The organism is Nocardia sp. NPDC050406 (assembly GCF_044459025.1).
GTDB lineage: Bacteria > Actinomycetota > Actinomycetes > Mycobacteriales > Mycobacteriaceae > Nocardia.
Window position 1 is genome coordinate 2,547,524 of sequence record NZ_JBITIM010000001.1, and the last position, 13,755, is coordinate 2,561,278.

11 protein-coding genes and 1 pseudogene are annotated in these 13,755 nt (G+C 67.8%); 10 read left to right on the plus strand and 2 right to left on the minus strand.

What is annotated here, in order from left to right:
- Positions 1–15 precede the first annotated feature (15 nt).
- Together ACIBH2_RS12165 and ACIBH2_RS12170 are read left to right on the plus strand one after the other, a co-directional pair.
- Positions 16–1,296, plus strand: coding sequence for an oxygenase MpaB family protein (locus tag ACIBH2_RS12165; protein ID WP_397116216.1), 1,281 nt, complete (start codon positions 16–18; stop codon positions 1,294–1,296).
- 97 nt (positions 1,297–1,393) lie between these two features.
- Positions 1,394–3,637, plus strand: coding sequence for a serine/threonine-protein kinase (locus ACIBH2_RS12170; RefSeq protein ID WP_397116218.1), 2,244 nt, complete (start codon positions 1,394–1,396; stop codon positions 3,635–3,637).
- A 36-nt stretch (positions 3,638–3,673) separates the two neighbouring features.
- Here ACIBH2_RS12170 and ACIBH2_RS12175 read toward each other — a convergent pair whose 3' ends face one another.
- Entirely contained in the window at positions 3,674–4,612 is a 939-nt protein-coding gene (locus tag ACIBH2_RS12175; RefSeq protein ID WP_397116220.1) for an alpha/beta fold hydrolase, read from the minus strand.
- Between the two features lie 149 nt (positions 4,613–4,761).
- Here ACIBH2_RS12175 and ACIBH2_RS12180 point away from each other — a divergent pair, with 149 nt between their 5' ends.
- Complete coding sequence (locus tag ACIBH2_RS12180) at positions 4,762–5,640, plus strand: oxygenase MpaB family protein (protein WP_397116222.1); 879 nt, start codon at positions 4,762–4,764, stop codon at positions 5,638–5,640.
- Positions 5,641–5,735: 95 nt separating this feature from the next.
- Here the strand turns inward: ACIBH2_RS12180 and ectB are convergent, their stop codons facing one another.
- Positions 5,736–6,998, minus strand: coding sequence for a diaminobutyrate--2-oxoglutarate transaminase (ectB, locus tag ACIBH2_RS12185; protein WP_397116224.1), 1,263 nt, complete (start codon positions 6,996–6,998; stop codon positions 5,736–5,738).
- Positions 6,999–7,158: 160 nt separating this feature from the next.
- Between ectB and ACIBH2_RS12190 the strand changes: the two genes are divergently transcribed.
- The 7 genes and pseudogenes from ACIBH2_RS12190 to ACIBH2_RS12220 all read left to right on the plus strand — a co-directional run.
- On the plus strand, positions 7,159–7,962 hold the full coding sequence (locus tag ACIBH2_RS12190; protein WP_397116226.1) for an ABC transporter permease: 804 nt from the start codon (positions 7,159–7,161) through the stop codon (positions 7,960–7,962).
- Positions 7,955–8,794, plus strand: coding sequence for an ABC transporter permease (locus ACIBH2_RS12195; RefSeq protein ID WP_397116228.1), 840 nt, complete (start codon positions 7,955–7,957; stop codon positions 8,792–8,794). Before ACIBH2_RS12190 ends, ACIBH2_RS12195 begins: the two co-directional genes overlap by 8 nt.
- Positions 8,791–9,771: an ATP-binding cassette domain-containing protein gene (locus tag ACIBH2_RS12200; protein ID WP_397116230.1), complete on the plus strand. Its 981-nt coding sequence runs from the start codon at positions 8,791–8,793 to the stop codon at positions 9,769–9,771. Before ACIBH2_RS12195 ends, ACIBH2_RS12200 begins: the two co-directional genes overlap by 4 nt.
- Before the next feature lie 219 nt (positions 9,772–9,990).
- Complete coding sequence (locus ACIBH2_RS12205; RefSeq protein ID WP_397116232.1) at positions 9,991–12,345, plus strand: nitrate- and nitrite sensing domain-containing protein; 2,355 nt, start codon at positions 9,991–9,993, stop codon at positions 12,343–12,345.
- A complete protein-coding gene (locus ACIBH2_RS12210; RefSeq protein ID WP_397116234.1) occupies positions 12,342–12,770 on the plus strand; it encodes a roadblock/LC7 domain-containing protein in 429 nt (142 codons plus the stop codon). The genes ACIBH2_RS12205 and ACIBH2_RS12210 overlap by 4 nt, the downstream gene beginning before the upstream one ends.
- On the plus strand, positions 12,767–13,111 hold the full coding sequence (locus ACIBH2_RS12215) for a DUF742 domain-containing protein (protein ID WP_397116236.1): 345 nt from the start codon (positions 12,767–12,769) through the stop codon (positions 13,109–13,111). Before ACIBH2_RS12210 ends, ACIBH2_RS12215 begins: the two co-directional genes overlap by 4 nt.
- A gap of 40 nt (positions 13,112–13,151) precedes the next feature.
- A pseudogene (locus tag ACIBH2_RS12220) lies at positions 13,152–13,670 on the plus strand (GTP-binding protein); the annotation flags it as partial.
- Positions 13,671–13,755: the final 85 nt, after the last annotated feature.

Here is a 13,755-nt window from a genome sequence, read left to right on the forward strand (position 1 = left end):
CTTTACGCTGACGGCATGGCTCGTGAAAAGGTGTCCGCGACGCTCGAAGCCGCAGCGGCAGGCAAGATTCCGACCGAATTCCGCTACTGGGAACGCCTCTGGGATCCCCGGGTACAGCGGGCGCGCACGATGTTCCGCACCGTGTTCCGCTTCGATCCGCAGCCCTCCGAGGAGCTGGTACGGGCCTTCGGAACCGCCTACTACCAGGCCGATCCGGTGGCCGAGGCGTTCGTCGACGAGGTGTACCTGGGGGAACTGGGCCCGAAGGCCGGACGCGCCATGCTCGATCAGGCGCTCACCCACGGCGTGGAGTCGGTCCCGGACGCCCCGCGCTCGCTGGTGCGGCTGTTCGAGGAGTTCGAGACCGCCCCGGAGTGGCTCGACCCCGACCTGGTCGCCCAGGGCGCGGCCGTGTTCCGCCGGTGGGGCACATCGGTTTTCAGCTTCGCCACCACCAGCACCCTGGAGATGTACTCGGAGAGCTCCATCGCCAAACCGCTCTCCTACACCGGCGGGTATGCGGGCGACAAGGCGCACAAGCGGCAGCTGGAGACCGTGCGCTTCTGGATCGACGTCTCCGATCCCGGCGGCCTGGACCCGGGCGCGCGCGGCCGTCAGACCGCCATGCGGGTCCGCATCATGCACGTGTTCATTCGCCGCAAGCTCATGCAACAACCCGAATGGGATTACGACGCCTGGGGTGTGCCGATCAGCATCGGCGACGCCACTCTCACCCTCATGGGCGGCAGCGTGGTGCCGGGGCTGGCGCTGTGGAGTATCGGATACCAGACCACAGTGCGGGAAATCGAAGCGACACTGCACTTCTGGCGGTACGTGGGGCATCTGCTGGGGGTACAGCCGCAGTGGTATCCGCGCGATTTCCGTGAATCGGTGCAGCTCATGTTCGCGGCCTTCGTCAAACGCGCGCACACCGCGGGTGCTGACGGTGCGGAGTTGGTGGAGTCCTATCTTCCGGCCTTCGCCCCGAAACCGGGTACGCCGTGGCGCAAGCGGTTGCGCGACGAGATCAACTACCGCATCCAGATCGGCTACACCGGCGTCTGGCTGCCGCCCGCCACCTATGCCCGGCACGCCATGCCCCGGCGGTTCCCCTGGCTGCTGCATCCGATCGCGCAGGCCCCGTTGATCTTCGGCGCGGAGACGCTGCGCCGCACCGTGCCCGGTCTGGACCGGGTCGCCGACCGGGTGCAGCGCCGCCGCCGCGAACAGTGGTACCGCAACGAGGTCGGCGACCGCGAGGCCGATTTCCAGCCGGTCGAGGAGTTCCGCCGCTGAGTGTCGGATATCGAGGCTGGCGAACGCGGCGCACGCGCGGGCCGCGAGCTCTACTCTTAGGCGGGTAGTACTGGGTCCGAGTGGATCTGAGGGCGCTATGAGTACGCGGCACGAGCCACTCGCCGTGGGGTCGAGGTTCGGGCCCTACCGGCTGGACCGGCTGATCGGGCGCGGCGGTATGGGCGAGGTGTACGAGGCCTACGACACCGTCAAGGACCGGACGGTTGCTATCAAGGTGCTACCCGAGCGGCTGGCCGACGATCCGGTGTATCGGCAACGGTTCCAACGGGAATCGCACGCGGCGGCACGCCTGCGCGAGGCGCATGTCATTCCGATTCACGACTACGGTGAGATCGACGGCCGCCTGTTCATCGATATGCGCCTCGTCGACGGCGACAGCCTGCGGTCGCTGCTGCACCGCGCCGGGCCGGGGTCGCCGGAGCGCGCGGTCGGGGTGATCGCGCAGGTGGCCTCGGCGCTGGACGCGGCCCACGCCGAGGGGCTGCTGCACCGCGATATCAAGCCCGACAATATTCTGCTCAGCCGCAATGGTTTCGCGTACCTGGTGGATTTCGGTATCGCCCAATCGAGTACCGATCCCGCGCTCACCAGCACCGGCACGGCGGTCGGGTCCTATCGCTACATGGCTCCGGAGCGCTTCACCGACAGCCCGCTCACCCCGGCCGCCGATGTGTACGGCCTGGCATGCGTCCTGTTCGAATGCCTCACCGGCACCCGGCCGTATTCGGGCCGCACCGATGCCGAGATCATGCGCGCGCACCTGTTCGACCCCGTCCCCAAACCGACCATGGTGCGGTCGACGGTGCCCGCCGGGTTCAATGCCGTCATCGCCCGCGGCATGGCGAAACAGCCGCGGGAAAGGTACTCCAGCGCCGGGGATTTGGCGGAGGCGGCCGCGACGGCGCTGGGCGGCACGGCGGCCGCGGCGGCCAGCACGGCCGTCACGCGGACGAGTCCGGGCGCGGCGGAATCCGCGACGGAATCGACGCTGCCGGGGTCGAATACCTGGTGGCAGTCCTCCGAGGCGGGGCGCTCCGAGCGGCAGCCGCTGGCACAGGGGGCGCAGCACTCGGGGCCGCGACCAAGCGCGGCGGAGGCGCAGCGTTCCGGCTCACAGCCCGTGGCGTCCGAGGCGAATCACCTTGGTGTGCCGTCGGATTCGTCGGCGCACAACAGCCGCGAGGGTTCTGGGCCGCGGCTGACCGGGCAGCCGCCCGACACCGGGCACACCGCGGGCGAGCGGAATTCGGTGCGGTCCCAGCACATTCGGCGGGCCGTGAGCGTGCTGGCTGTTCTGGCCTTGGTGGCGGGATCGCTGGGGTTCGCGGGCTGGGCGTGGACGCAGCGGGAGAGTTCGGGGACGGCCACGGCGAATGCCTCCGCGCCGCGGGGGGCCGATATCGCCTTGCTGTCCATGGTCAATTCCGTTGGCTACAAGCGCGCCAACTGCAATCACCTCGACGGCGACGCGACCACGACCGCACTGCTGTCCTGTTCGGCGAAGCCGTCGACGAGCACGCCGATGGCGCAATTCCGCAGCTTCGCCAGCGTGGACGATCTGCGATCGTTCTACACCGCGGTGCTCGAGTCCTTCCGCAGCGACGGATGTGCGGGCAGCGAATCCGGCCGCGACTCCGGCTCGGTGGTCGACGGCAAGGAGGTCGGCCGCAAGGCCTGTTACGACGACTTGACCAGGAGTCCGACGAATCCGAGTCCCGTACTGGTACTCACCAACGAGGCATCGCTGGCACTGGCGATCTACATCTGGGAAGACCCGACCGAGAAGCCCTTGCGCGACCATGCCGCCACATACGATCGGAACTGGCAATTCGCGGCCCCGGGGAAGGGGCGCGACCCGGATTACTTCACCGAGGCCGATCGCGCCCTGCTCGCACATCTCGGCACTTCGTACACCGCCGACACGTGCTCACACTACGACCCTCCCCCGGGCGGAACGGCGAATACGGTGTTGGACTGCGGCGCACCGGTCGGCGCACCCGGCGTCAGCTTCTTCGGATTCCCCGAACGACGTCTGGCGACCGGCACCTACCAGGCGCTGCTCGGCCAGTTTCGCGGCCGGGTCTGTGGCGGCGGCACCGCCGCCGATGAGGTCTGGCGCAAGGGCGGAGTGCCGGTCGGACGCTACTTCTGCTACATCGACAGCAGCCTCGACCCGGATCGCGACTGCCTGATGGCGGTGAACGACGAGTACATGACGACGGTTGGCGTCTGCGCGCTGCCTCCCGATTCTCCGGAGCCCGGACCGAAGACGGAGACCGAACTGCTGGCCTGGTTCCAGGAACGGTTCGGTACGGAATAGCTCGCGAGTCAGGCAGTTACGACCATCCGCTGGCCACTACGCGTTGTCGCGCTCGGGTAGTTCCGAAAGGAATTTCCCTACCCGGGTGGCGATTTCCTCGGGGGCCTCGCCATTGATGGCGTGTGAGCGTCCGGGCCACACTTCCACCTGCGCGCCGGGTAGCTGCCGCGCTCGGGCGGCGGCCTTCGCCGGATCGTGAATAATGCTCGACCCGGCGAGGATGACCAGCATTGGAGCCGTAATTGCTTGCAGCTGTTCGAGTTTCGGCTGACTCGGCGTCGGCTGCCGCTGCTGGAATTCCCGCATCGCGGTGCTGATGAGCCGGGCCTCGGGCACCGAGTCGTCGGCCCGCGCCCCACCGGAGATCCAGCCGAGCAGCTTCTGCCGCAACGCATCCGGCATCCCCGGGATGGCACTGCCCAGTGAGACGACGATCATCTTCCAGGTCACCGGCGCGAAAGTGACGGCGGGATCGAGCAATACGACCGAGGCCAATCGTGTCGGTCTGTGTATGGCGGTCTGCGTTGCGAGCCAGCCGCCGATGCTCACCCCGAGCAGGTGCACCCGGTCGAGCCCCAGCTCGCCGAGCGCCTCGTCGACCCAGCGCGCCTGATCCTCCGGCCCGGTCAGCCGTGCGCTCTGCGCGGTCGCGCCGGGTTCGCCGATGCTGTCCATGGACCACACCGTGCGATGCCGCAGCAGTCCCGGAATATTCGCCCGCCACATGGGCGTCGACGCCTGTCGGCCCGAGAGCAGCACGATCGGGTCCTCGCCGGGCGGCCCGAACCGGTAGGCGGTCACCCGCCCGAACGCGGTCCGCACCGTCCGCTCCTCCTCGACCGGCGGCAGCACCGACATCCCGTCGCGGTAGGCCGAGACGAAGTCGGACCGCCCCGCCGTGCTGCGAAAACAGCCGATGCCCTTGGGCTGCGGCGCCACCGGAGCGCTCTCCGGCAGCCGTTCGTACCCGCTCATCGATCTCCGCCCAGTCGTCGGTCCCCCACGCCCATTGTGCGCCCCGCGAACGTGTTTCCCGCACACCGGCGACCGGTTTTATCAATCAGGTAGGGACCATTTCCAGATATGGTCGAGCCGCGCCGCCACCATGGGAGGGAGCTCGACCTATGAGCACATTCGTCAAGAGCGACGACTGGGACGTATCCGCACCGCTGGGCCCGAAGTCGTTGACCTGGAAGCACTTCGGCGACATCCGCTCGATGCTCATGCTCGGCCGGGCGGGAACCCTGCAGAACATGCACCCGGTGCTCGACGCGGCGTTGCGGGAGCATTCGAATTTCTTCGACAATCCGATGGACCGGTTCGACCGCTCCATCAAGCCGATTCACGCCATGATCTACGAACCCCGGCCGGTGGAGAACGCGGGCGTCGTGCGAGATTTCCACAAGCCGATCAAAGGCGTCGACGCGCAGGGCAACCGCTATCACGCCCTCGATCCGGACGTGTTCTGGTGGACACATGTGACCTTCTACGAATCGATCATCGCCACTCAGGAGTTCTTCGGCACGCCGCTGAGCGAGGACGAGAAGCGCCAAATCGTGGCGGAGGGTTTGACGTGGTGGCGGCTCTACGGCATGAGCGAGCGCCCCGCCTTCGGCGATTACGAGAGCTATCAACGGTATTGGGCGCACACGCTGCGAGAGTCGCTGGGCTCCAACAAGACCACCGACTTCGCCGCGAACATCCACCGGGAGAAGGTGCCGCCCCCGCCGGGCGTTCCGGACGCCGTCTGGCGGCTGGTGCGCTATCCGATCATGGGTATCGGCGTGTGGATCTCCAACGCGACCATGCCGCCCGAGGCGCGAGAGATATTGGGCTGGCGGTGGACTCGCCTCGACCAGGCCGCTTTCGAGGTGTTCCGCCGCACGGTGCGCACGGCCTGGCAGATCGCGCCGAAACGGCTGCGCTACATCCCGGATTCGTGGGCCGGAATGCGGCGCTACCGCACCGATCCGGCCGCCTACGAGGTCAGCGCTTCGGCATGAGAGTGGGGCCGGGCTCCCTCCGCAGCGGGGAGCCCGGCCCCGATCGGCGCACCGGTGTGGGCGGTGAGCCGAGATCGTGTCCCCGTCTCGGGGAGTCAGTGGCCGTGGCGGACGGAATCCACGGCCTGGGCCAGCAGGTCGAGCCCGAGGGTGAGCTCGTCGTCGGTAATGGTCAGGGGTGGAAGCAATTTCACCACTTCGTCGTCGCTTCCGGAAGTCTCCACCAGCAGACCGAGTTCGAAGGCCACCCGCGCCACCTTGGCCGCCTGTGAGGCATCGTCGAAGACCAGCCCGTGGACCAGACCTCTTCCGCGCGTGGACATTCCGCCGAAATGATCGACCAGCGCGGTGAGGCTGGCGCGCACGCGCTCACCCTTGGCCAGGGTGGCGGCGACCAGGCGATCATCGGACCAGTAGTGCCGCAATGCCGCCTCGGCGGTGACGAAGGCGGCATTGTTGCCGCGGAAGGTGCCATTGTGCTCACCCGGCGTCCACTGGTCGAGTTCACGCTTCATCAGTACCAGCGCCATCGGAAGGCCGTACCCGCCAATGGATTTCGAGAGCGTGACGATATCGGGGGTGATTCCGGCGACCTCGAAGGAGAAGAACGGCCCGGTGCGCCCGCACCCCATCTGCACATCGTCGACAATGAGCAGAATCCCGCGATCGGCACACAGCGTGGCGAGCTGGCGCAGCCATTCGGCGCGAGCCACATTCACCCCGCCCTCGCCCTGCACGGTCTCCACGATCACCGCGGCGGGCCGGTCCACCCCGGACGAGCTGTCGTCCAGAGCGCGCCGCATCCACACCAGATCGTCGGCCACGCCGAAATATCCGTCATAGGGCATCGGCATGGCGTGCACCAGGGGCACGCCCGCACCCGCGCGCTTGGCGGCATTGCCTGTGACCGACAGCGCGCCCAGGCTCATACCGTGAAAGGCGTTGGTGAAATTCAGCACCGTGGTGCGCCCGGTCACCTTGCGCGCCAATTTCAGGGCCGCCTCGACCGCATTGGCTCCGGTCGGCCCCGGAAACTGCACCTTGTAATCCAGGCCGCGCGGCTCGAACACCAACTCTCCCATGGTCTCCAGCAGTGCGCGCTTGGCGACCGTGGACATATCGAGACCATGGGTGAGTCCGTCGCCGACCAGATAGTCGATGAGCGCCCGCTTCAGCACCGGATTGTTGTGCCCGTAATTGAGCGCACCGGCCCCCGCGAAGAAATCCAGGTACTCCTTGCCGTCCTCATCGGTGAGCCGGGCTCCGCGCGCGGTGGCGAAGACCGTCGGCCAGGACCGGCAGTAGCCACGCACATTGGATTCGAGCGTTTCGAAAACGGTCGTCTCGGTGGTGGTCATCGGCGGTCCTAGCGTTCGCAGGAAAGTGAAACGCTGATGTTTCTACCACCGGAGGCGGGTCTCCCGGATCGTTTTCGCCGAAACCCGCGGGACCGCGACGGTACCGCACGACAGGAAACGAATTGCCCCGTCCGCGCGCTCGCCGTAGTGTCAATCTCTTGTGCGCGCCGACGTGGGGGTCTACTGGCAGCTGGTCCGGGCGGGGTTCCGCCGACAGTCGTACTACCGATTGGCCATGGTCGCGGGCCTGGTCACCAATGTCGTCTTCGGCTTCGTGCGGGCCGCGGTGCTGACGGCGGCGGTCGCCAGCGGCAGCCATTTCGGCGGGTACGACCACGGCACCATCGGCGCGTATACCTGGCTTTCCCAGGGACTGCTCGGCTCGATCGCCTTCTGGGGCGTGCCGACCATCGTGGAGCGCATCCGCACCGGCGATGTGGCCATCGACTTCCTGCGGCCCATCGACATGCAGTGGGCGCACCTGTCGGAGTACATGGGGCGCGCCGTGTACGCGCTGCTGCCGCGCGGCCTGCCGAGCGTGGCCGTGGGCGCGCTCACCTTCGGGCTCGCGGTGCCCTCCACGGTCGGCCCCTACGTGCTCGGCGCGATCAGCCTGGTCCTGGCCATGGCCGTGTCGTTCCTGTCCATGTTCGCCGTGTGCCTGGCCGGTTTCTGGATGGTGGAGACGCGCGGGCTGCGGGCGCTGCACATGATCTGCGGGACCTTCCTGGCCGGGCTGTTCGCGCCGGTGCACCTGTTCCCCGAGTGGCTGCGCGTCCTCGCCTACTGCACGCCGTTCCCGTCCATGATGCAGTGGCCGATCGATGTGCTCTCCGGCCGCACCACCGGCTGGCCCGCCGTGGGACTCGTTGCGGCCCAGCTATTCTGGTTTGTGGCCCTGGTGGTCGTCGGGCAGCTGGTCTTGCGTGCCGGGCGGCGCAAACTGGAGGTGCAGGGTGGTTGAGACGCCGACCCGGCCCACGGCGGCGCGGCCTCGCTCCCGGCTCGCACCGTATCGGGCGGTCATCTCCTCGCGCATGCGGGCACAGCGCTCCTATCCGCTGTCCTTCGCGACGGATCTGTTCAGCGCCTTCCTCATCGGTCTCGTCGAATTCGCCGAGATGTACGTCATTTTCAACAATGTGCCGCAGTTGGGCGGGCTGAATCTGACCGCCATGCTGTTGCTGTTCGGCATGAGCAATACCTGCTTCACCATCGCGGATATGTTGGTGGGACATGTCGATACGCTGCCCACCTATATCCGGATGGGGCAGTTGGACGCCTTCTATCTCCGGCCGCAGCCATTGCTGCTGCAATTGGCCATCAGCGATATTCAGCTGCGCCGGGTGGCGCGCATAGCGGTGGCCGCCGTCGTGCTCGGATTCGGCGTGGCGCGCAACGACATCGACTGGACGCCAGCGCATCTCGTACTCTTCGCGGTCACCCTGCTCTCCGGTATCGCGATATTCGCCGGACTGTTCATCTGCGCGGCCGGATTGCAGTTCTTCCTCATCGACGGAGCCGAGCTGACCAATGCCTTCACCTACGGCGGGTCCTACGCGTCGATGCAACCGACCTCGGTGTTCCCGACACCGATGAAACTCGTATTCGGATTCCTTGTGCCCGTGGCCTTCACGTCCTACCTGCCCGCGATCGCGCTGCTCGGGCTGCCGGGTCCGGCGCTGCTGCCGTCCTGGCTGGCGTGGGCGTCGCCGCTGGCGGCACTGTGGGTGTGGGTGGCGGCCCTGTGGTTGTGGCGGGCGGGCACCAGGCACTATCAGGGAGGCGGCGGATGACCGGGATCATCGATATCCAGGAGCTGACACGCACTTTCGTGCTGCGTCCCAAACAGGGGCGCTGGCGACGCGGCCGCGAGGTGCTGACGGCGGTGGACGCCATGACTTTTCGCGTGGAGCGCGGAGCGGCGGTGGGCTACATCGGCGCGAACGGCGCGGGAAAGTCCACCACCATCAAGATGCTCACCGGAATCCTGGTGCCGACCTCGGGCACGGTGCGCACCTGCGGGCTCGATCCGGTTCGGCAGCGCCGGGAATTGGCGAGCCGGATCGGGGTGGTGTTCGGGCAGCGTTCGCAGCTGTGGTGGGATCTGCCGCTGCGCGAATCGTTTTCGATTCTGGCGGCCATTCACCGGCTCGACGAGCACACCGCCGAGCATCGCATGCGCGAACTGGTGGAGCAGTTGGAGATGGGCGAAACCCTCGACACCCCGGTGCGGCAGCTGTCGCTGGGGCAGCGCATGCGCGCGGAACTCGCCGCGGCCCTGTTGCACTCGCCCGAGCTGGTGATTCTCGACGAGCCCACCATCGGCCTGGATGTGCTGTCCAAACAGCGGTTGCGGGAATTCCTGCGCTACGAGCGCACCCAGCGCGGCACCACGCTGCTGCTCACCACCCACGATATGGGCGATATCGAGCGGCTGTGCGAACGGGTGCTGGTGGTGGATCGCGGCAGCCTGGTCTACGACGGATCGCTGACCGGATTGGCCGCCACCGTCGGCGCGCAACGCGTGCTCACGGTGGATCTGGCCGAGCCGACCGCCGATCTCACCGATCTGCCCGGCGCCAAACTCCTCGACAGCGAGGGGGCGGGCATGCGGCAGCGCCTGGCCTTCGACAGCGAGAACACCACGGCCGCGCAACTGCTCGCGGCGATTTCGGCGCGCGCGCAGGTGCGCGATCTCTCGCTGGAGGAACCCGATATCGAGGATGTGGTGCGGCGGATCTACGAATCCGCCACCGGTCCGCTGCGGTGAGGCGATGGACACACGATTGTTTCGTGTCCGACTCCTGACGCACATCCCCTCGGTGATGATTGTGGGTGCATTCGTAATAGCCGACGCCCGCAAGCAGTTTCACGCGCCACAAAGTTCTCGCCCCGATTGCGGAGCACGCACCCCTATGACACGTTGCTGATAATTCTCCGTGAGTGCGGCGCGCGTGGGCACCATGGCCGATTCATCAGGAGTCATGCAGTGAATATCCGCAAAGCCTTGCTGTTGCCGAGAGGTAACGTAAAGCTCACGCCGCCAGCGGGATTGCTGCGCCCGCGCACCATTCGGGCGCGACTGCGGCGCATTCTGTTGGTATCGGTGGCCTGTGCGCTGGCGCTGCTGGCCGTGATCATCGCCGGTGAGGTGGGGCGCTATCGTGATACCGGGGCGACCGTGCGGGCGGTGTCGCTGGCATTGGCGGTCCAGGATCTGGTGCACGAGACGCAGCGCGAGCGCGGGCTCACCAATGGCCTACTGGGCGGGGACGATTCGCTGTGGGCGGTGGTGGAGGATCAGCGCACCGCCACCGACGCGGCGCTGGTGGCCCTGGATCGGGCACTGGCCGATGATCCGGCCGGGGCCGACGAGGTGCGCGCGGCACTCGGCCAAGTGGCGGGATTGAGCGCCACCCGGGCCGAGGTGGATGCCCGGCGGGTGGACCGGTCGGCGGCCTTCCAGTTCTACAGCGGCGCGATCGCGGCCCTGAACCATGCGCGCCCGGGTGTGGATCTGGCTCGGGACACCGTGCTGTGGAGGGGATTACAGGCGCTCTACGCCCTCGGTGCGGCCAAGGAGTACACCGCGCAGGAACGCGGGTTCCTCAACGGCGTCTTCGCCGCCGGTGGATTCGGGCAGGGCGAATATGTGCGATTCCTCGATATTCGCGCCGCCAAGCAGGCCGCCGTCACCGCCTTCGAACGCGATGCCACCCAGGCGCAGCGCGGCTCGCTGACCTCGGCCATGCGGTCGGAGGAGGCGGTGAAAGCCGGTGCCGCCGAAGCGATCGCGATCGGCTCCACGGCGGGCCCGCTCGTCGAGCCGGTGGCCGCGGCGGACTGGTGGCGGCACATGACCACGGTGATCGACGCCGAGCGCGGGGTGCAGCAGGCCGTGGGCGACGAGATCCGCTCTCGCGCCGAGCAATTGCGGGATCGCGCGACCCTGGTGCTCGCGGCGTATCTGTTGGCGGCGCTCCTGGCCATCGCGGTGCAAGTCGCCTTGGTGGTGGCCTCCGTGCGTGCCATCACACGGCCGTTGGCGCGACTGGCGGCCGAGGCCGACGATGTGGCCACGCGTCGTCTGCCCGGTCTCATCGCGGCCTGGCGCGGCAATGACGGCGTGGATCCGCCGCCCCCGGAGCCGGTGGGGTTGGATGACCGTGCCGGAAGCGAAATCGCCTCGGTGGCACAGGCTTTCGACCGCGTTCAGACAACGGCCTACGAACTGGCCTCGGATCAGGCGCTGCTGCGGCGCAATACCACCGAATCGCTGGCGAATCTGGCGCGGCGCAATCAGAATCTGGTACGCCGTCAGCTCGGGCTGATCAGCGAATTCGAGCGCGAGGAGCTCGACCCCAAGGCCCTGGGCAATCTGTTCGAGCTCGACCACCTCGCCACGCGCATGCGGCGCAATGCCGAAAGCCTGCTGGTGCTCATCGGCGAATCCAGCCCGCGCCGGTGGTCGGAGCCGATTCCACTCGGCGATGTGATTCGCGCGGGACTCTCCGAGGTCGACGACTACCGGCGCGTGGTGCTGCGGCGGGTGGACGATATCGCCGTCAGCGGGACCGCGGTGAGCGAGCTCGCGCATATGCTGGCCGAACTCATCGAGAACGGATTGTCGTTCTCCCCACCGGATCTCGAGGTCGAGGTGTACGGCCGCCGCGTCGGCCAGCGCTACCTGATCGCCATTGTCGACCACGGCGTCGGCATGGCCCCGGACCATCTCGCCATCGCCAATGCCCGCCTGCGCGGCGAGGCCGACTTCCTGGTCGCGCCCACCCGCTTCCTCGGCCACTACGTGGTGGGCCGACTGGCCAGACGGCTCGGCGTCGAGGTGGAGCTCGCCGCCTCACCGGTGAGCGGCGTGGTCGCGCGCATGCTGCTGCCGGAGAACCTGATTTCGACGACCGATGGACCAGTTCTAGGCTCGAAACCCGCTGCGGCCCAACAACCCGCGCTGCCCGAGGCCGGTTCCCCTGCCGGGCGGCACCGGCAGGCGCGGCTCGGCGGTGCGGGCGTCTCGAACTCCATCCCGTCGACCACGGCCCCCGACAGCGCGAATCCCCCTGGCGCGCAAGGTGGATCTCACAGCGGCGACATCGCATCCGGTGTAGAGGTGCAACGTACGCGAAACGGGCTTGTCAAGCGCAGCAGGAAGACTCGTGACCATGCCGGTGTGACGCCCGGGGCCACCCGTCCCGCGCCCAGCCGACAGCCCACGGCACCGCCGCCGGAACGCTCCCCCGAACAGGTGCGCGGCATGTTGGCCGGATTCCGCGCCGGACATCAGCGCGGGGAGCGGACCGGCTCGACCACACAGGAGAACCGCAGGTGACGACCCACTACAGCGAGACCGATCCGCATACCTTCAACTGGCTGCTGGCCGACTTCGTGCGCACCACCTCCGGCGTGCGCGATGCCGTCGCGGTCTCCTCCGACGGGCTGCTCACGGCCATGTCCGCGGGCCTGGACCGCACCGGCGCGGACCGGCTCGCGGCCATTGTCTCCGGACTCAGTAGTCTGAGCCGAAGTGCTTCCCGCAGTTACGATTTCGACGGTCTGCGGCTCATCATGATCGAGATGGACCGTGGCTTCCTGCTGGTCTCCGCGGTCTCCGACGGCAGCTGCATCGGCGTCATCGCCGAGAGCGACGCCGACGTGGGCCTGGTCGGCTACCAGATGGCGGTGCTGGCCGATCGCGCCGGAAATCTGCTCACCCCGGCGCTCGTCTCCGAATTACGCGAATCGCTGGCGCGATGAACCACCGGCTCCCGGCCGACCACGACCCCGTGGTGCGCCCGTTCATGATGACCTCCGGCCGCACCACCCCGCTGGTCGACGGCCTGCGTCTGGAAACCCTGGTGCACGCCGCACCCGCCGCGCTCTCGGCCCCGCTGCGCTTCGAACTCGAACGCGTGGTGCGGCTGTGCCAGCAGCCCCACTCCATCGCCGAAATCGGCGCGGCCCTGCGGGTTCCGGTCGGGGTGGCGCGCGTACTGGTCAGCGATCTGGTGAGCGCGGGCCAGGTGTCGGTGCGCGCGGCCGACGAACTCTCCACCGCCGCCATCGAAAGGATTCGCGATCTTGTCCGGGCACTCTGACCGCACACCGCACCCGCAGCCCCTCGCCTCGTCGGTGAAAATGGTGGTCAGCGGCGGATTCGGCGTCGGCAAAACCACCTTCATCGGGGCCATCTCCGAAATCGAGCCGCTCGCCACCGAGGCGGCCATGACCGAGGTGTCGGTGGGCGTCGACGATCCGGGCCGCAGCGGAAAGACCACCACCACGGTGGCGCTGGACTTCGGCCGCATCACCCTGGACCGGTCCCTGGTGCTGTACCTGTTCGGCACGCCCGGGCAGGAACGGTTCGAATTCCTCTGGGACGACCTGCTCGACGGCGCGCTGGGCGCGGTGGTGCTGGTGGACACCGAGCGCGTCGAGGACTGCTATCCGGTGCTCGACTTCCTGGAGCGACGCGGCGTGCCATTCGTCGTGGCGGTCAATCGATTCGACACCGGGGCGCACTTCGATCTGGCGGAGGTGCGCGAGGCCCTCGATATCGATCCGGCCATTCATCTCATGGATTGCGATGCGCGCGACCGGGAATCGGTGAAACTGGTATTGGTGGCGCTGCTGGAACAGGTGCTGCTACGAAAAACCGCCCCGGATGCCATACATCCGGGGCGGAAGCCCGAAAACCCTTCGCGGCCGGGATCAGCCGCCGAAGGAACCCGTGAAGAGGGTG